19 protein-coding genes are annotated in these 17438 nt (G+C 53.7%); 10 read left to right on the forward strand and 9 right to left on the reverse strand.

Annotation, left to right across the window (positions count from 1 at the left end):
• Positions 1-90 precede the first annotated feature (90 nt).
• A complete protein-coding gene (apt, locus tag GUC22_RS20480; RefSeq protein ID WP_024359020.1) occupies positions 91-642 on the reverse strand; it encodes an adenine phosphoribosyltransferase in 552 nt (183 codons plus the stop codon).
• A 150-nt stretch (positions 643-792) separates the two neighbouring features.
• Positions 793-1170, reverse strand: a complete 378-nt coding sequence (locus tag GUC22_RS20485) for a DUF454 family protein (RefSeq protein ID WP_049131895.1) — start codon at positions 1168-1170, stop codon at positions 793-795.
• A gap of 69 nt (positions 1171-1239) precedes the next feature.
• Here GUC22_RS20485 and priC point away from each other — a divergent pair, with 69 nt between their 5' ends.
• The 3 genes from priC (at position 1240) to GUC22_RS20500 (ending at position 2540) form a co-directional block, all read left to right on the forward strand.
• A complete protein-coding gene (gene priC, locus GUC22_RS20490) occupies positions 1240-1767 on the forward strand; it encodes a primosomal replication protein N'' (RefSeq protein WP_004136061.1) in 528 nt (175 codons plus the stop codon).
• A gap of 14 nt (positions 1768-1781) precedes the next feature.
• Positions 1782-1955, forward strand: a complete 174-nt coding sequence (rsmS, locus tag GUC22_RS20495; protein ID WP_004136059.1) for a pleiotropic regulatory protein RsmS — start codon at positions 1782-1784, stop codon at positions 1953-1955.
• Between the two features lie 66 nt (positions 1956-2021).
• Positions 2022-2540, forward strand: a complete 519-nt coding sequence (locus tag GUC22_RS20500) for an Rpn family recombination-promoting nuclease/putative transposase (protein WP_049131896.1) — start codon at positions 2022-2024, stop codon at positions 2538-2540.
• A gap of 36 nt (positions 2541-2576) precedes the next feature.
• Here the strand turns inward: GUC22_RS20500 and mscK are convergent, their stop codons facing one another.
• Positions 2577-5918, reverse strand: a complete 3342-nt coding sequence (gene mscK, locus GUC22_RS20505) for a mechanosensitive channel MscK (RefSeq protein ID WP_004136058.1) — start codon at positions 5916-5918, stop codon at positions 2577-2579.
• Between the two features lie 130 nt (positions 5919-6048).
• Entirely contained in the window at positions 6049-6699 is a 651-nt protein-coding gene (acrR, locus tag GUC22_RS20510; RefSeq protein WP_004136056.1) for a multidrug efflux transporter transcriptional repressor AcrR, read from the reverse strand.
• Positions 6700-6841: 142 nt separating this feature from the next.
• Here acrR and acrA point away from each other — a divergent pair, with 142 nt between their 5' ends.
• The 5 genes from acrA to maa all read left to right on the forward strand — a co-directional run bounded on the left by acrA (position 6842) and on the right by maa (position 13020).
• On the forward strand, positions 6842-8035 hold the full coding sequence (gene acrA, locus GUC22_RS20515) for a multidrug efflux RND transporter periplasmic adaptor subunit AcrA (protein WP_004136054.1): 1194 nt from the start codon (positions 6842-6844) through the stop codon (positions 8033-8035).
• Between the two features lie 22 nt (positions 8036-8057).
• On the forward strand, positions 8058-11204 hold the full coding sequence (gene acrB / locus GUC22_RS20520) for a multidrug efflux RND transporter permease subunit AcrB (protein WP_004848339.1): 3147 nt from the start codon (positions 8058-8060) through the stop codon (positions 11202-11204).
• A gap of 468 nt (positions 11205-11672) precedes the next feature.
• Positions 11673-12047, forward strand: a complete 375-nt coding sequence (tomB, locus tag GUC22_RS20525) for an Hha toxicity modulator TomB (RefSeq protein WP_004129911.1) — start codon at positions 11673-11675, stop codon at positions 12045-12047.
• Between the two features lie 26 nt (positions 12048-12073).
• The gene (locus GUC22_RS20530) at positions 12074-12292 is read left to right on the forward strand and encodes an HHA domain-containing protein (RefSeq protein ID WP_004099646.1); all 219 of its coding nucleotides are present in this window, start codon (positions 12074-12076) and stop codon (positions 12290-12292) included.
• Positions 12293-12453: 161 nt separating this feature from the next.
• A complete protein-coding gene (gene maa, locus GUC22_RS20535; protein WP_004136050.1) occupies positions 12454-13020 on the forward strand; it encodes a maltose O-acetyltransferase in 567 nt (188 codons plus the stop codon).
• Here maa and GUC22_RS27460 read toward each other — a convergent pair.
• Positions 12992-13126 (reverse strand): hypothetical protein, encoded by a 135-nt coding sequence (locus GUC22_RS27460; protein ID WP_223226911.1) that lies wholly within the window; start codon positions 13124-13126, stop codon positions 12992-12994. The two genes, maa and GUC22_RS27460, sit on opposite strands and share 29 nt — an antisense overlap.
• Before the next feature lie 20 nt (positions 13127-13146).
• On the opposite strand from GUC22_RS27460, the gene GUC22_RS20540 reads away from it, so the two are divergent.
• Entirely contained in the window at positions 13147-13617 is a 471-nt protein-coding gene (locus tag GUC22_RS20540; RefSeq protein ID WP_004136048.1) for a YlaC family protein, read from the forward strand.
• Here the strand turns inward: GUC22_RS20540 and GUC22_RS20545 are convergent.
• On the reverse strand, positions 13592-15046 hold the full coding sequence (locus tag GUC22_RS20545) for a PLP-dependent aminotransferase family protein (protein ID WP_049131897.1): 1455 nt from the start codon (positions 15044-15046) through the stop codon (positions 13592-13594). The genes GUC22_RS20540 and GUC22_RS20545 overlap by 26 nt on opposite strands.
• 100 nt (positions 15047-15146) lie before the next feature.
• On the opposite strand from GUC22_RS20545, the gene GUC22_RS20550 reads away from it, so the two are divergent.
• A complete protein-coding gene (locus GUC22_RS20550; protein ID WP_004136044.1) occupies positions 15147-15845 on the forward strand; it encodes a GNAT family N-acetyltransferase in 699 nt (232 codons plus the stop codon).
• Here GUC22_RS20550 and ykgO read toward each other — a convergent pair.
• From ykgO to GUC22_RS20565, 3 genes are all read right to left on the reverse strand, one after another.
• A complete protein-coding gene (gene ykgO / locus GUC22_RS20555) occupies positions 15842-15982 on the reverse strand; it encodes a type B 50S ribosomal protein L36 (RefSeq protein WP_003859006.1) in 141 nt (46 codons plus the stop codon). The two genes, GUC22_RS20550 and ykgO, sit on opposite strands and share 4 nt — an antisense overlap.
• Entirely contained in the window at positions 15982-16245 is a 264-nt protein-coding gene (locus GUC22_RS20560; RefSeq protein ID WP_004129897.1) for a type B 50S ribosomal protein L31, read from the reverse strand. The genes ykgO and GUC22_RS20560 overlap by 1 nt, the downstream gene beginning before the upstream one ends.
• A 111-nt stretch (positions 16246-16356) precedes the next feature.
• The gene (locus GUC22_RS20565) at positions 16357-17430 is read right to left on the reverse strand and encodes a LacI family DNA-binding transcriptional regulator (protein WP_024359025.1); all 1074 of its coding nucleotides are present in this window, start codon (positions 17428-17430) and stop codon (positions 16357-16359) included.
• Positions 17431-17438 lie beyond the last annotated feature (8 nt).

Here is a 17438-nt window from a genome sequence, read left to right on the forward strand (position 1 = left end):
GGCTGGCTCTGAAACGCTGGAAGGTGAAATCACGAGGGGTCATGCTATCACAGCCCCGCTCAATCAGCGAGGCTATGTGGCGGGATTTGCTTAGTGGCCCGGGAAAGGGACCAGGCTGTAGCAGTTGATTCCCCGTTTTTCCAGGCGCTGCTCGCCGCCCAGATCGAACAGATTGATAATAAAGGCCGCGTCATGCACTTCACCGCCCAGACGACGGATGAGCTTCACGGTGGCGTCGATGGTGCCGCCGGTCGCCAGCAGATCGTCAACCACCAGCACCTTATCGCCTGCTTTAATGGCATCAACATGGATTTCCAGCTGATCGGTGCCGTACTCCAGCTCGTAGCTTTCCGCGATGGTTTCACGCGGCAACTTACGCGGCTTACGTACCGGAACAAAGCCTACACCCAGCGCCAGCGCAACCGGTGCGCCAAACAAAAAGCCGCGCGCCTCGGTGCCCACCACTTTGGTAATACCCGCGTCTTTATAACGCTCGGCCAGCAGCTCAATGCTGAGCGCATAGGCCTTCGGGTCTTCCAGCAAGCTGGTGACATCACGGAAAAGGATGCCAGGTTTCGGATAGTCCTGGATGCTTTGGATGCTGTTCTTCAGATATTCAAGCTGCTGTGCTGTTGCGGTCATAAGTTTATGCCTGATTAAAACGGTGTTACTCGCGGACATGCAAAATGGGCCAAGGAAACTTTTGTTTAACCTTTGACCAGGCATACCCGCGCTCGAAAACGCCAGAATTTACTGGCTGTCAGCGACAATTGCAACCATCATTATTGCGCATCAGTGCTTTTGTTGCTTTGCATCAACCACCGGAATGCGCCACATAAATATCAGCAGACAGGCCAGAACGATCAGCAGCAAGATGCGCACCCAGGTAAGATTAACCAGCCACAGGGAAATAGCAAAGGTCAGTAAAATCATCATCACCGCCCGCGGCTTAGCGCCCGGTGGCATAGCACGGTATTGCTGCCAGTGGCGCAGGTAGCCGCCAAACCATGAGCGGTACAATAGCCAGTGGTGAAAGCGCGGCGACGAGCGGGCGAAACACCAGGCGGCAAGCAGGATAAACGGCGTCGTCGGCAGTAGCGGTAAAAAAACGCCCAGCGTTCCCAGCGCTACCGACAGCCAGCCAATGATGATCAAAATAATACGTGGCATAATGCGAATCGTTATCAAGAAGATAACGCTAATGTAGCACAGTTGCTTATCAGGGGATGGAGGAGTTATTTGAAAACCACCCGGCTTTTACATTCGCTGGAAAATCAGCTTGCGGAACTGGCCGCTCAGGTAGCGCCGATGGCGAATCACGCGACCCTCAGCCCGCGTTTCGATCGCCAGCTGTTCCGAACCCGCAGCACGCAGATGCAGGCTTATCTTGATGAAGCCAGAGATCGCTTTACGGAATTAAAACAGGCGGTCGAGCGCCAGCAGCTGGCGCAGGTTGCCTGGCTGGCGGAACGTCTTGTGGCTCAAATCGCCGCGATTAGCCGGGAAACGGCGACCTGGTCATTACGCGCCTGGGATAGCGCGTCGCCGACGCTTACCCGCTGGCAGCGGCGTCGGATACAGCATCAGGAGTATGAACGGCGCCTGCTGGCCATGCGCAACGATCGCCAGAGACAGCTGGCGCAAGCCATCAGCCTTGATGACCAGCAGCGGCTGGCAAAGGAAGTTGAGGCGTATGCCGGACGCCTCGCCCGCTGTCGCGATGCGCTGGAAAAAATTGAAAACAGGCTGGCCCGCTTAACACGCTAACTGGAGGGAGAAGTATGTCGCTGGAAAATGCGCCTGACGAGATCAAGCTGGCGGTCGATTTAATTATGCTGCTTGAGGAAAATAAAGTCCCTGCGCAAACCGTGCTAGCCGCGCTGGAAATTATCCGTCGTGACTATGAAAACAAAGTAAAAAGTGCGGAAGGGGCCTCGCAAAACGCGCCAGAGTAGTCTGTTGCCGAATCGGTGGGGGTGGCAGAGTCATCGCCTGCCCCTTACCACCACGGATAGATGCTCATGGAAAGATTCTCACGTACGCCGCACGATGCCATTTTTCGTCAAATGCTGACCCAGAAAGAGGTCGCTCGCGATTTTTTACAGCTTTACCTTCCCGCGCCGTTTTTAAGTATCTGCGATCTCAATACGCTGCAGCTGGCGTCCGGCAGCTTTATCGAAGAGGACCTGCGATCCAGCGACTCCGACATTCTCTACTCCCTGCAAACGCGGCACGGCGCTGGGTATATCTACGCGCTGATTGAACATCAAAGCTCGCCGGATAAGCTAATGGCTTTTCGCCTGATGCGCTATATGCTGCAGGCGGGATCCACGGAAAAACCCGGGCCACTCATTCGCGAACTGGCGAAGCAGTCGCCCAGGCACAAGGAGCTAATGATGACGATTGCCGAATGGCTGGAGGGGCGTAAAGGAAACTCGCGCAGCATTGCCCTGAAAATGCTCGCCAGCGGGCTGGATCCAAAGATGGTGATGGAGCTGACCGGCCTGAGCCAGGAAGAACTCTCCTCGCTCAGCCCTTAAAACCTGCGGGGCGGCATACCCACCGCCCCATTATGCTTAGCCCATCGTCGGCGAGGCATCGCCGCCTTTATCCCGCTTCACCTCTGTGACTTCATCGCCTTTCTCATTGCGCAGATGAACCTCAAGCTGGTTAAAGGCGATATCAATATTGTTCTCGCGACACAAGCGATCGATAGCGCGGTTAAGCTCATCCACCGCGTAGCTGCGATCGCGAAGTTCACGCACGTACAGGCGCAGTTCATGATCGAGCGTACTGGCGCCGAAGGTGGTAAAGAAGACCGCTGGCGCGGGCTCTTGCATGACTTTCGGATGCTCATGCGCGGCCTGGAGCAGCACTTCTTTGACCTTATCCAGGTCAGAACCATAGGCCACGCCAAGGCGGATGACCACGCGGGTGACGGTGTCGGAAAGCGACCAGTTAATTAAGCGTTCCGTCACGAAGGCCTTATTCGGAATAATGACCTCTTTACGGTCAAAATCCGTAATGGTCGTGGCGCGAATGCGGATTTTGCTGACGGTACCGGAGAAGGTACCAATGGTCACCGTATCGCCAATGCGCACCGGGCGCTCAAAGAGAATAATCAGACCGGAAACAAAGTTACCGAAGATCTCCTGTAAGCCAAACCCTAAACCAACCGACAGGGCGGCTGCCAGCCACTGAAGTTTGTCCCACGAAACGCCCAACGAGCCAAATACCGTCATCGCGCCAATAACAATAATGGCGTAATTAAGAATGGTCGTAATCGCATACGACGCCCCCTGGCGCATATTGAGCCTCGATAGCACCAGCACTTCCAGCAGGCCCGGCAGGTTGCGAATCAACGCCCAGGCGACCATCGACGCGACAATCGCGAACAGCAGGCTGCCCATGGTGACGCTTTTCACGGCGCTGACGCCGGCTTCCGTACCGTTGTAATGCCACAGCGTAATACTGTCGAGATAGGCGAAGACGGTGATCAGATCGGACCAAATCGCCCAGAACAGCACGGCAAATAGCGCGATCATCACCAGCATCGTAATACGTAGCGTTTGTTGGTTAACCTGCTCCAGGGCAATGGTCGGTTCTTCCTGGGGTTCGGCTCCTTCTGCCCCCTCTTTAACCAGATGCTGACGACGCGCCAGCGCCCGGCGCCAGGCAATACGCCGGGCGGCCACGCTCAGGCCGCGCAGAACGGTCTGGTAAAGCAGGTTCCACAGCATCACCAGATAAACGGTTTCAATCCAGCGGCCTGCCAGACGCAGCGTGGTGTAGAAGTAGCCGGTTGCCGTCAGCACCATCAGGGCGATGGGCACTATCGATAGCACGGTGACGGTGATAAGGCGCAGGCTGTGGGATTCTTTATCGCGCCAGCTTTCGCGGCACATCGGCAGGACAAGCACCGCGATCAGCAGCAGGTTGAGGAAAATCACGAACTGCCCGAGCACGTCATCCATCAGATGCAGCGGCGACAGTTCCGACATCACGGACCAGAAGTTCAGCGGCAACAGGGCAAGGCTTACGCGGACAATCTGCCGCCGCCAGTGGCTGGTCAACTGCGACGGCATATTAAAGTGGCTCACCGCCACACCGTCTTTTTCCAGCACCTTCCAGCACAGGCCAAACACCAGCCAGAACAGCGCCAGCTTCTTGCTATAGGCCCACAGCAAATCGCTTATATTCAGCTGCATCGTCAGCAGAATCAGACCAATGGCCAGAATCACCAGTACCACAGGCAGCGCGCGGATCAGATCGATCAGAATCGCTTTCGGCGTGTGGAGCTGAGTATCATTGCGCAGCTGCCCCACCTGTGAAGCCAGCTTCGCCTGATACGCTTTCAGCCAGTTAAGGCGCCAGCGAATCAGACCGGCAATCAGCAGCAACGGCAGGCCGGCAAGGAAAGCGATAAATACCGCAGGCCAGGCTTTTTCCCAGTTTACGGTGATTTTCATCGCCTTAAACTGCCCTTTCAGCGCTTCCGGGAAGGATTTAACCCACTCCCAGTCCATAGGACGGTTGCTGTTTACCCAAAAAATCTGCTGCGTCAGAATGGCTTTCAGGTTGGTCGACACGCTCATTAACTGCTGCTGATTGATCTGCAGGTTAATGGCCATCATCAGCTGGTTACCCAGCTGTTTGTTAAACTGATCGAGCAGCTCACGGCGCATATCAACGATTTCGAGAAGCGCGTCATGCACCTCGGGATTCACCTCGCTGCTATGCCCCTCCTCCAGCTTCGCGACGTACGCATCGCTCTGGAACAACGCATCGCGCTGCTGGTTAACCTCAAACTGCTCGAGGCGCAGGTCAGCGATGCGGTTTGTCATGTCGCTCAGCTCCTCCGCAGAGGGCAGCGTTTGCTGCTGCTGATAAAGGATACGCGACAGCAGAAGGCTACCTTTCAGCACGGAGATCTGCTCTTTTATATCACGCTCGGATTGCAAAGCGCGATCGAGCCAGGTCTTCACTTTGATATTGCGCTGAACCAGCTGATTACCATTTTCCGTCGCTGAAATAAGCCTTTCGCTAAGCTGGTGGTTAATATCCAGCTCCTGCTTCACCAGCGGATTGGCCTGAATACGCGCCGTTTCGTCCGGGGACACGGCTTCCTGAGCCGTCTTTTCCGTCAGCGTCAGGCGCTTGCTATTCACCGCTTCCTGCAATAACTGCAGCTGGTGTTCCAGGCGATTGCTGTAGGCGGTGACGTAATCACGCTGCTTTTGCAGGGTATCCTGCAGCACCGTGTTGCCTTCCAGGCTTTTGCGCTGTTGGTCTATCTGCGCATTCAGCAGAGCCTGCTGCGCCAGCAGCAAATTCTGCTGGGTAGGACGCAGCGTCTCCTCGCCCGTCGAGGTGCCGTTCAGACGATTACGGATCTGCTGCAGCTGCTGCGAAGCGGAATACATCGCATTCTGCACGCGTTCCGGCTGCGTCTGTAGAGAAACGAGCTGGCTGTTGTAGGTTGCCAGGTCGTTCTGCGCGTTTTGCAAATCGTCCAGGGTCTGGGAGACACGCGATTCCAGTTGACGTAGCGATAACGTGCTGAGCGTTTTACGCGTCGCCTCATCATCGGGAACATCGCTTAGCGCGTTCAGGCTATCGATAGCCTGATTCATTTTCGCTGGCGCCTGAGTCACCTGCTGACGCAGCTGCGTCGTTTCCGACTTAATGCGTTCAATTTTATCGAGGGTTTCCAGGGTCTGGGTCAGGTCCTGCTGAACCAGCTTGTCCTGCGGGGTCAGATCCTTTTGCTTATTCAGCGTCGCGAGCTGGCTTTGGACCTCAGAACGTTCAGGTAAATCAGCCGCCAGCGCCGGGTTAACGCTAATACAGCCGATAAAAAACATCAGGGTAAGAACAACAGCGGATATGGCGTTTCGCCAACGGATAGTATGCAGCATAGTGTTAACATGAGTGATTGCAAAAGCCGGAGAATACCGGGGATCGTCGCAGCGCGAAGAATAGCACTTCTGTTATCGCGCGAATAGCGGCGGACAGCAGGAAAAATGTCCCTGATGTCCGCAAGGAGACTTAAGCTTCCCGTTCTTCGGAACCGCGTAAGGAGGGGCAAAATTGATACATTTCAAGCAGCGTTTCGACATAAGCCCGCGCCTCTTTGCGCAGATCGAAGGCGTTCGGCGCCAGCAGCCAATTTTCCATTAGGCCAGAAAGGTAGCTGCGCATTAAAATCGCCGCCCGGCGGGTCAATAAATTCGCGGGCAGCATCTTCGCCGCAATGCACTCTTTTAATGTTTGTTCAATACGATCGTAGCTATCAAGGCATAAACTTCGCTGCGCTTCCTGCAGCGTGACCATCTCACCGACGAATTCACATTTATGGAAGATGATTTCCATCATCAGGCGTCGGCGTTCCTCTGTCACCGTTGCTTCAAGGATATACACTAAGATCTCTCTGATAACTGACAGTGGATCGTTGGGGAATTTTGCCCGATACTCAACTTCGAGATCGTTGATGTTGGCTTCAGAAAGTACCCATATTTCATTAAATAAATCTGATTTATTTTTGAAATGCCAATAGATAGCGCCCCTCGTCACACCGGCCTCTTTTGCAATTGCGGCCAGCGAGGTGGATGATACCCCTTGCTGCGAAAACAAACGCAGAGCAACATCCAAAATATGTTGCCGGGTCTCAAGCGCCTGTTGTTTGGTTTTTCGTGCCATAGGTCGATGAGTTTACAGAGGTTACGTTTACATACATTTATGAATGTATGTACCATAGCATGACCATAATAGAAACACAGCAGTGGGTTTGTGGTCGATTGAGCCACTGAACAATTTGAAATTGGACACTCGAGGTTTACATATGAACAAAAACAGAGGGTTAACGCCTCTGGCGGTCGTTCTGATGCTCTCAGGCAGCTTAGCGCTAACAGGATGTGACGACAAACCGGCTCAGCAAGGGGCCCAGCAAATGCCGGAAGTCGGTATTGTGACGCTCAAATCCGCTCCTCTACAAATTACTACCGAACTGCCAGGCCGTACCAGCGCCTATCGCGTTGCGGAAGTTCGTCCTCAGGTCAGTGGCATTATTCTTAAACGTAACTTCACCGAAGGGAGCGATATCCAGGCGGGCGTGTCTCTTTATCAAATCGATCCGGCGACCTATCAGGCCACGTATGAAAGCGCGAAAGGCGATTTAGCCAAAGCGCAGGCAGCGGCAAATATGGATCAGTTAACGGTTAAACGTTATCAGAAACTGTTGGGCACTAAGTACATTAGCCAACAGGATTACGATACTGCCGTGGCGACGGCTCAGCAGAGCAACGCTGCCGTAGTCGCCGCCAAAGCTGCGGTTGAAACCGCGCGCATTAATCTGGCCTACACCAAAGTCACCTCGCCAATCTCCGGCCGCATTGGTAAATCCGCCGTCACGGAAGGCGCTCTGGTGCAAAACGGGCAAACCACCGCGCTGGCGACCGTGCAACAACTGGATCCTATCTACGTTGACGTGACGCAATCGAGTAACGATTTCCTGCGTCTGAAACAAGAGCTGGCCAACGGCAAGCTGCAGCAGGAAAACGGTAAAGCGAAGGTTGAACTGGTCACTAACGACGGTCTGAAATACCCGCAGAACGGTACGCTGGAGTTCTCTGACGTCACCGTTGACCAGACCACCGGTTCTATCACGCTGCGCGCTATTTTCCCGAACCCGGATCACACTCTGCTGCCCGGCATGTTCGTCCGCGCACGTCTGGAAGAAGGGGTAAACCCTGATGCGTTGCTGGTTCCTCAGCAGGGCGTAACCCGCACTCCGCGTGGCGATGCCAGCGCTATGGTTGTCGGCGAAGGTGATAAAGTCGAAGTTCGCCAGATTACCGCCACTCAGGCTATCGGTGATAAATGGCTGGTCACCGAAGGGCTGAAAACGGGCGATCGCGTCATCATAACCGGTCTGCAAAAAGTCAGACCTGGTGTGCAGGTTAAAGCGCAGGAAGTCGTTTCTGACGATAAACAGCAAGCCGCAGGCAACGCTCAGTCAGAACAACCCAAGTCTTAACTTAAACAGGAGCCGTTAAGACATGCCTAATTTCTTTATCGATCGCCCCATATTTGCGTGGGTGATCGCCATTATCATCATGCTGGCTGGGGGGTTGTCGATCCTCAAGTTGCCGATAGCGCAATATCCGACGATTGCGCCGCCGGCAATTTCCATTACAGCCATGTACCCCGGTGCCGATGCTGAAACCGTGCAGAACACCGTGACCCAGGTTATCGAACAGAACATGAACGGTATCGATCACCTGATGTACATGTCTTCTAATGGCGACTCCACCGGTACAGCAACCATTACGCTAACCTTTGAATCCGGTACCGATCCGGATATTGCCCAGGTACAGGTGCAGAACAAGCTGGCGCTGGCGACACCGCTGCTGCCGCAAGAAGTTCAGCAGCAGGGTATCAGCGTTGAAAAGGCATCCAGCAGCTTCCTGATGGTTGTCGGCGTTATCAATACCAACGGCACCATGAATCAGGATGACATTTCTGACTATGTCGCCGCCAACATGAAGGATGCGATTAGCCGTACCAGCGGCGTCGGTGACGTGCAGCTGTTTGGTTCCCAGTACGCCATGCGCATCTGGATGGATCCGAACAAGCTGAATAACTTCCAGCTGACGCCGGTTGACGTTATCAGCGCCCTGAAAGCGCAGAACGCCCAGGTTGCAGCAGGACAGTTAGGCGGTACGCCGCCGGTGAAAGGCCAGCAGCTGAACGCCTCCATCGTGGCGCAGACTCGTTTGACCAATACTGAAGAGTTCGGCAACATTCTGCTGAAGGTTAACCAGGACGGTTCCCAGGTGCGTCTGCGCGATGTCGCGAAGATTGAGCTGGGTGGTGAAAACTATGACGTTATCGCGAAGTTTAACGGTCAGCCCGCCTCTGGTCTGGGTATTAAATTAGCGACCGGCGCGAACGCGCTGGATACCGCCAACGCCATTCGTGCCGAACTGAAGAAAATGGAGCCTTTCTTCCCTTCAGGCCTGAAGATTGTTTATCCGTATGACACCACGCCATTCGTGCAGATCTCCATTCACGAAGTGGTGAAAACGCTGGTTGAAGCAATCATTCTGGTGTTCCTGGTCATGTATCTGTTCCTGCAGAACTTCCGCGCAACGCTGATTCCGACTATCGCCGTGCCGGTCGTATTGCTGGGGACGTTCGCTATCCTCGCGCTGTTCGGCTTCTCGATAAACACGCTCACCATGTTTGGTATGGTGCTCGCCATAGGCCTGCTGGTGGATGACGCCATCGTGGTGGTGGAAAACGTCGAGCGTGTGATGGCCGAAGAAGGGCTACCGCCGAAGGAAGCCACGCGGAAATCAATGGGCCAGATTCAGGGCGCGCTGGTGGGTATCGCGATGGTGCTTTCCGCGGTGTTTATCCCGATGGCCTTCTTCGGCGGTTCTACCGGTGCGATTTACCGTCAGTTCTCGATCACTATCGTTTCCGCGATGGCGCTGTCGGTACTGGTGGCACTCATTCTGACCCCGGCGCTCTGCGCCACGATGCTGAAGCCCATCCAAAAAGGCAGCCATGGCGCAACCACCGGCTTCTTCGGTTGGTTTAACCGCATGTTTGATAAGAGCACGCATCACTACACCGATAGCGTAGGCAACATCCTGCGCAGTACCGGTCGTTATCTGGTGCTGTATCTGATCATCGTTGTCGGCATGGCCTGGCTGTTCGTTCGTCTGCCGAGTTCGTTCCTGCCGGACGAAGACCAGGGCGTATTCCTGAGCATGGCGCAGCTGCCAGCGGGCGCAACTCAGGAGCGTACCCAGAAAGTTCTGGATGAGATGACTGATTACTATCTCACCAAAGAGAAAAACAACGTTGAATCGGTATTCGCCGTTAACGGCTTTGGTTTCGCGGGTCGTGGGCAGAACACCGGCATCGCGTTCGTCTCTCTGAAGGACTGGAGCCAGCGTCCAGGCGAAGAGAACAAAGTTGAAGCGATTACCGGGCGCGCAATGGGCTATTTCTCGCAGATTAAAGACGCAATGGTCTTCGCCTTTAACCTGCCGGCAATTGTTGAACTGGGTACCGCAACGGGCTTCGACTTCCAGCTGATCGACCAGGCAGGATTGGGCCACGAAAAACTGACTCAGGCCCGTAACCAGCTATTTGGTATGGTCGCGCAGCATCCTGACGTCTTAAGCGGCGTTCGTCCAAACGGCCTGGAAGATACTCCGCAGTTCAAAGTGGATATCGATCAGGAAAAAGCGCAGGCTCTCGGCGTGTCTATCAGCGACATTAACACGACGCTTGGCGCAGCATGGGGTGGGAGCTACGTCAACGACTTCATTGACCGCGGTCGTGTGAAGAAAGTGTATATCATGTCTGAAGCGAAATACCGTATGTTGCCGGAAGATATCGGTAACTGGTACGTACGCGGTAGCGATGGACAGATGGTGCCCTTCTCCGCCTTCTCAACTTCACGCTGGGAATACGGCTCACCGCGTCTGGAGCGTTACAACGGTCTGCCATCGATGGAAATCCTCGGCCAGGCGACACCGGGTAAGAGTACCGGTGAAGCGATGAACCTGATGGAAGAGCTGGCGGGTAAACTGCCTGCGGGCATTGGCTATGACTGGACCGGCATGTCTTACCAGGAACGGTTGTCAGGCAACCAGGCACCTGCGCTGTACGCCATCTCGCTGATTGTCGTCTTCCTGTGTCTGGCTGCGCTGTATGAAAGCTGGTCGATCCCATTCTCGGTAATGCTGGTCGTTCCGCTGGGGGTTGTGGGTGCACTGCTGGCTGCCACCTTCCGCGGATTGACCAACGACGTTTACTTCCAGGTTGGCCTGCTGACCACCATCGGCCTGTCGGCGAAGAACGCGATACTTATCGTTGAATTCGCCAAGGATCTGATGGATAAAGAAGGCAAAGGCCTGATTGAAGCAACGCTGGAAGCCGTTCGTATGCGTCTGCGTCCGATTCTGATGACCTCGCTGGCGTTCATCCTTGGGGTAATGCCGCTGGTTATCAGCTCCGGCGCAGGCTCCGGCGCGCAGAACGCCGTCGGTACTGGCGTAATGGGCGGGATGGTGACCGCGACGGTTCTGGCGATTTTCTTCGTGCCGGTGTTCTTCGTGGTCGTGCGTCGCCGCTTTAGTAAGAAAAATGAGGATATTGAGCACAGCCATCCGGTTGAGCATCATTAATCTCTCTTCACAGGGCCGCATACGCGGCCCTTTTCTTTTCTCTGATTTAAAGCGCACGGATTGTTATTGTTTATTTTATAACCTGAGATATAATATTTAATGATGAGTCGTGGTGCTTATCTCCGTTTTTTCTCTGCGACTTTCCTTCCCGTTTACCCTAACTCAGAATATTCTCAATCACTGACTTTATGTATGGTTGTCTTCGTATAACGGCAAAACGCAGCGGCTAACTTGATGAAATATAAGGTCAGTGTTCGTTTTTACCGATCGGGGTAACGGCACGATATAATAAAGACCGAGGCATCGAAGATAAATGGACGCTGATAATTGTAATTTTTCGTAATAGCACGATGAAATCTTTTTAAGAGTGGATTATAGTTAAACAGCAAGATTACAATGTATGTGTCAGGTCTGTTAGTCGTGTTCATCCCACAACGGTCGTTTAAACCACTCAAAAGGGGATGCGTTATGGACGAATACTCGCCAAAAAGACATGATATTGCGCAGCTTAAATTTCTCTGCGAAACCCTGTATCATGACTGTCTTGCAAACCTGGAAGAGAGCAACCACGGCTGGGTTAATGACCCGACCTCGGCTGTCAATCTTCAACTTAATGAATTGATCGAGCACATTGCCGCGTTCGCGCTTAATTATAAAATTAAGTATGCTGAGGATAATAAGCTGATTACTCAGATTGACGAATATCTGGATGACACTTTCGTCTTGTTCAGCAACTACGGCATTAACAGTGCGGATCTGCAGAAATGGCGCAAATCTGGCAATCGGTTATTCCGCTGCTTTGTCAACGCCAGTCGGGAAAACCCGGCCAGTCTTTCTTGTTAGTATTATTACAATCAAAAGGTGAATTTATGTCTGATAAAACATTAACCAAAATAGACTATTTGATGCGCTTACGACGCTGTCAGACAATTGATACGCTGGAGCGCGTAATTGAAAAAAATAAATATGAACTTTCCGATAATGAACTGGCGGTATTTTACTCAGCGGCCGACCATCGTCTTGCCGAACTGACGATGAATAAACTGTATGACAAGATCCCGCCTTCAGTCTGGAAATTTATCCGCTAGTTTATTTCAAATGAAAGTCATACATCTCGTGTCGAAAACGCCCCGCTTTGGTGATGATAATAAGTGTGATAGTGCTCACAGATGTTGGCTTAATGCACAGATGAAACCGGTTTCTTTTTATACTATGGCGGCCTGACGATAAGGAAATAGGGGAAGCGTCCATGAGTGAAGAGAAACAAAAAATGATTGCCGGCGAACTGTATCTGGCAGGTGACGCCACGTTGAAAGCCGATCGCCTGCGGGCGAGGCAACTGTTGCACCGCTACAATCATTCGGCGCCTGAAGAACATGAATTAAGAAAAGCATTATTGTCTGAACTGCTTGGGCACGCGAGCGATGCGTATATCGAACCCACTTTTCGCTGCGACTACGGCTACAATATCTCCCTCGGCAAAAATTTCTACGCGAACTTTGATTGCGTCATGCTGGACGTCTGTCCGATTCAAATTGGGGATAACTGCATGCTGGCGCCGGGCGTACATATTTATACCGCCACGCATCCCCTTGACCCCGTCGATCGCAATAGTGGTCAGGAGTACGGAAAACCCGTCACCATCGGGCATAATGTGTGGATTGGCGGCCGGGCAGTCATTAATCCTGGCGTGACTATCGGCGATAATGCCGTGGTGGCTTCAGGTTCCGTGGTAGTGAAAAATGTGCCAGCCAACGCCGTCGTCGGCGGAAACCCGGCACGGATTATCAAAATGCTGGAGAGCGAAAAACGGTAACTGTTATGCTTTTCTGCAACCAATCTGTTACTTTCCCCCTGGATTTACGCAACATAAAATACCCCCCAGGCTGAGCCCGGTTTGTCACGCCTGCATACGGGCTCATGGCAGAATTTGGGGAATAAGATGACAGAAATACAGCTGCTGCTAAAAAGCACCATTGATGAACTTAATGTGAAAGAGAAGCGCGACAATCGTCCGCGCTTTAGCATTAGCTTTATTCGCAATCACCCATGGCTTTTTGTCGCCATGTACGCGGCTTTCCTGGCCACGCTTATTGTGATGCTTCGTTCCGAAACGCTGGTGGATTCTGTCTGGCTGTTAATCGTGTTATTTGTTCTGCTAAACGGTTTCTTCTTCTTTGACGTCTATCCGCGCTATCGTTATGAAGATATCGACGTTCTTGATTTTCGCGTTTGCTACAACGGCGAATGGTATAACACCCGGTTTGTCCCTGAACAACTGCTCGAACGCATTCTGCAATCGCCACGCGTCGGTCGCGATCAGAAGGCGCAGCTACAAAAAATGATCGCCACCAAAGGCGAACTCTCATTTTACGATGTGTTTTCCCTTACTCGCGTCGGTTCTGCGCAATAAGACGATTGAGCGTCCGTACCGCAGCAATAAAATGTGAGGCGGACGTATTTCCGTAGCCCAGAACCAACCCGCTTCGCGCCGTTTTTGCATCGAGATAAAAACGGCTTAATGCCCCGGGCGCCAGCTGAAACCGCCGGGCCTGCTGCGCAATCGCCTGGTCATCCACGTTGTCGATAGCGACGGTCAGGTGCAAGCCCCCCTCGCCGCCCAAGAGTTCATAAGGATGGTTAAGTTCTTGAGCCAGGACGTCCCGCAGCTGCTGCTGGCGTTTGCGGTACAAACGGCGCATGGCGGCCAAATGACGTGCGTAGTGCCCCTCTTCAATGAACAACGCCAGCGCCTTCTGTTCAGCCCGGTGCCCGCCGCGTAATAGCGCCCCAATGGCGCCTTGTGCAGCGTCCGCCAGCGCGGGAGGCATCACCATAAAACCGATGCGCAGCGCTGGAAACAGCGTTTTGCTGAACGTCCCCAGATAAACCACCGGCCCGTGCTTCGCCATCCCCAGCATGGCCGGAATGGGCTCGCCGCTATAGCGAAATTCGCTGTCGTAATCATCCTCAATAATCCACGAATCATACCGGCGGGCATATTCCAGTAACGCCAGTCGTCGCCCGGCGCTCATTACGGCTCCGCAGGGGTACTGATGTGAAGGTGAAGTAAAGATCAATCGCGGCGCTTCGCTATCATCAGAGGTATCAAAACGCATTCCTTCACGATCAACCGGTACGCCCTTTATATGAAGCCCTGATTTGAGAAAGATGCTTTTTGCTCCCGGATAACCGGGCTCTTCCACCCATGCCCTATCGCCGGCTACGCTCAGCAGGTGCGTGCATAAATCGACGCCTTCCAGCGCCCCTTCAGTAATCACAATCTGGCTGGCTTCGCAGCGGATCCCCCGGGAGAGCGCGAGGTGCCGGGCAATGGCTTTTCGCAGTACGAGCTCTCCCTGCGCATCGCCGTAGCCCAGTAATGCGCTGGCCTCTTCGCGCAGTACCCGATCGAGCAGTCGACGCCAGATGGAAAGTGGAAAGTAATTAACCGCAGGCATTCCCGGCGTAAAGAGCAGCGTGGGCGAATCACGGTGAATTGCTGCCGGCAGTCCCTGTAAATATTCAGGGAGCACAATAACGCGCGCCTCAATGTCCCCTTCTCCCTGAGACCTCAAGGGCGCGACGTACGTCCCCTGGCGACTACGCAATAGATATCCTTCTATCGCCAACTGCTCCAGCGCGCTGTTGATGGTATTGCGCGACAGCCCCAGATGCTGCGCCATGGCGCGCGAACCGGGTAGACGACTATCGCCCGCCAGCGTGCCCTGCAAAATAGCCTCGCGCAGTTGCTGATAGAGGGTACGCTGTAGGGTTTCACTTCCCTTAGCGCGCAGGGCCTGCTCGAGTAAAGTAAAAAAAGCATCATCCGGAATATTCATCACCGCTCCTCGTGGCACCATAAAAACATACTCTTATGGCACTTTTTATGGAACCAACAAGTGCTTAATCTCATGGCATTCGCCCACAAAGGAAACCCCCATGAGCCATCTTAATCAATTCGATCAGCCCGTTGGCGCTGCCCTGCCCGACTGGCAGCCCCGTCAGCATCCCGAGAGGTTGAACCTGCAGGGTCGCCTTTGCCGGCTTGAGCCATTGCGCTCCACGCACGCCGGTGCGCTGTTTGACGCCCATCGACTGGCCCCGGATACGCGAAGCTGGACATGGCTGCTGCGTGAGCCGGATAACAGCGTCGAGGAATATCGCGCGTGGATAGAGAGCGTGGCCATGCAGGCCGACCCCATTCACTTTGCGGTGATAGATCAGCAGACAGACCAGCCCATCGGCTCACTGGCGCTGATGAGAATCGATGCCAAAAATGGCGTTGTTGAAGTCGGCCACGTTCACTTCTCGCCTCTGTTGAGCCGGACGGCGATGGCAACCGAGGCCCACTGGCTGCTGATGCACTACGTATTTGCTACGCTCGGCTATCGTCGCTACGAGTGGAAATGCAACAGCCTGAACGAGCCTTCACGCCGGGCGGCGCTGCGGCTGGGGTTTCAGTATGAGGGACGCTTTCGTCAGGCGCTGGTGATAAAGGGCCACAACCGCGATACCGACTGGTTTTCGATTATCGATTCCGAGTGGCCACAGATTGACAGAGCAATGCGGCAATGGCTGGCCGCCGACAACTTTAGCGCCGACGGCCAGCAGTTACGAACGCTGGAGAGCTTCCGTTAACGTCTTTTCTTGCGGCCCTGTACGGCCTTAAAGCGGGGATTGCTTTTGCAGATAACGTACAGCCGCCCCTTTCGTTTAACGATCTGGCAATCCGGGTGGCGCTGTTTCGCGCTACGTAGTGAGTTGAGTACCTGCATTATTTGCTCCTCTTCGCATCAATAAAGCCGCCGAAGCGCTGGCGGAAACGTGCGGTGCTGCCTTCGTTGTTGAAGGCCTTCTGTTTACCGGTGTAATACGGATGCGATTTGGAGGAGACGTCGAGCGTCACGTAGGGATACGTCTCGCCATCCAGCTCAATCTCACGCTCGGTGCGGATCGTTGAACCGACTTTAAAGAATTCGTTAGCGCTGGTGTCGTGAAAAACCACCGTACGATAATGCGGATGAATATTGGGTTTCATAGCGACCTCAATCATTATGTTATAACATAACAATATCGTACGCCGTGCGAGTCTAAAGATCAACCCTGAGAATGAGAAGGATTATGGGCGGCACAGGCCGCCCGTTACGGATTAAGGGCTCAGCCGATGCGCCAGGGCCCTGAGCTGTTCGGCAATAGACTGCAGGTCTTTGCCGGGCTCCGTTTTCGGCCCGGTAGAGTGGCGCACGACCAGACGGGCCGGAAGAATAGAAGAAGTATGGGAGGTTTCGTTATCGCCGCTATCGAGAAGGCGCCGAACGGCCTCTTTTCCCTGTAAGTCAAGATCCAGCGAAACGGTGGTTAGCGCCGGGTAAAAGAACGAACTTTCATAGGTATCATCATAACCAATAACCGACTTTTCCCCCGGGATCGGTACCTGATGCTGGTGAAACGCGCTAAGCACGCCCAGCGCCATCTGATCGTTCCCCACCAAAACGGCGGTAAAGTTTGGCGTCTCCCGCAACATTTGCAGCGCGCCGGCATAGCCGCTCTGCGCATCCCAGTTACCACGAATCACCGTGACCGGCTGTAGGCCATAACCTTCGAGGGTTTCTAGCCAGCTTTTCAAACGCAGTTTGGCCGATACCGAGCTTTCCGGACCGGCCAACAGCGCTATCTCCCGATGCCCCATTTCATAGAGATATTTGACGCTGGCTCGGGTGCCGTCCGCCGGGTTAAACGAAACGTTAAACACAGAGCTATAGGGATCGACATCTAAAAACAGACAAACGATATCATCGTTATCAGCGGCAATTTTCTGAGCCTGATCAGTCTCCAGCGGCACGTTGATGATGACCTTATCCACCAGTTGAGACTTAAGTTCATTAATGGAATCTTGAATGCTTTGGTTGACGCTCTCATCAATCATTGAAATGAGCACCTGATAACCTTCCACATTCGCATAGCGTTTTACCGCCGCGGCCACCTGGGAAGGCGCATGCAATGCGAGGGAGATCGTAACCAGGCCCACGGTACGGCTTTGCTTGCCTACCAGCTGTTGCGCCAGGCGGTTTGGGACATAGCGTAGCTCCTCAATGGATTTCTCCACCTTGCTGCGCGTGGCTTTGGATACATTAGCAGATTTGTTGAGTACCCTGGACACGGTCTGATAGGAGACGCCCGCATGGCGAGCAACGTCTTCTAAGGTCGCGCTTTTAGACTTCATGGTCCGGT

Origin of the sequence: Klebsiella sp. MPUS7, assembly GCF_009905335.1 — a bacterium.
GTDB lineage: Bacteria > Pseudomonadota > Gammaproteobacteria > Enterobacterales > Enterobacteriaceae > Klebsiella > Klebsiella grimontii.

Bases quoted from the DNA above. Each gene is read 5' to 3' on its own strand.
- apt (WP_024359020.1), bottom strand. From the start codon at position 642: ATGACCGCAACAGCACAGCAGCTTGAATATCTGAAGAACAGCATCCAA.
- GUC22_RS27460 (WP_223226911.1), bottom strand. From the start codon at position 13,126: ATGAGCCCGTATGCAGGCGTGACAAACCGGGCTCAGCCTGGGGGGTAT.
- GUC22_RS20500 (WP_049131896.1), top strand. From the start codon at position 2,022: ATGGAAAGATTCTCACGTACGCCGCACGATGCCATTTTTCGTCAAATG.
- rsmS (WP_004136059.1), top strand. From the start codon at position 1,782: ATGTCGCTGGAAAATGCGCCTGACGAGATCAAGCTGGCGGTCGATTTA.
- tomB (WP_004129911.1), top strand. From the start codon at position 11,673: ATGGACGAATACTCGCCAAAAAGACATGATATTGCGCAGCTTAAATTT.
- GUC22_RS20540 (WP_004136048.1), top strand. From the start codon at position 13,147: ATGACAGAAATACAGCTGCTGCTAAAAAGCACCATTGATGAACTTAAT.
- maa (WP_004136050.1), top strand. From the start codon at position 12,454: ATGAGTGAAGAGAAACAAAAAATGATTGCCGGCGAACTGTATCTGGCA.
- GUC22_RS20560 (WP_004129897.1), bottom strand. From the start codon at position 16,245: ATGAAACCCAATATTCATCCGCATTATCGTACGGTGGTTTTTCACGAC.
- GUC22_RS20545 (WP_049131897.1), bottom strand. From the start codon at position 15,046: ATGAATATTCCGGATGATGCTTTTTTTACTTTACTCGAGCAGGCCCTG.
- acrR (WP_004136056.1), bottom strand. From the start codon at position 6,699: ATGGCACGAAAAACCAAACAACAGGCGCTTGAGACCCGGCAACATATT.
- acrA (WP_004136054.1), top strand. From the start codon at position 6,842: ATGAACAAAAACAGAGGGTTAACGCCTCTGGCGGTCGTTCTGATGCTC.
- GUC22_RS20565 (WP_024359025.1), bottom strand. From the start codon at position 17,430: ATGAAGTCTAAAAGCGCGACCTTAGAAGACGTTGCTCGCCATGCGGGC.
- acrB (WP_004848339.1), top strand. From the start codon at position 8,058: ATGCCTAATTTCTTTATCGATCGCCCCATATTTGCGTGGGTGATCGCC.
- GUC22_RS20485 (WP_049131895.1), bottom strand. From the start codon at position 1,170: ATGCCACGTATTATTTTGATCATCATTGGCTGGCTGTCGGTAGCGCTG.
- ykgO (WP_003859006.1), bottom strand. From the start codon at position 15,982: ATGCAGGTACTCAACTCACTACGTAGCGCGAAACAGCGCCACCCGGAT.
- mscK (WP_004136058.1), bottom strand. From the start codon at position 5,918: ATGCTGCATACTATCCGTTGGCGAAACGCCATATCCGCTGTTGTTCTT.
- GUC22_RS20550 (WP_004136044.1), top strand. From the start codon at position 15,147: ATGAGCCATCTTAATCAATTCGATCAGCCCGTTGGCGCTGCCCTGCCC.
- GUC22_RS20530 (WP_004099646.1), top strand. From the start codon at position 12,074: ATGTCTGATAAAACATTAACCAAAATAGACTATTTGATGCGCTTACGA.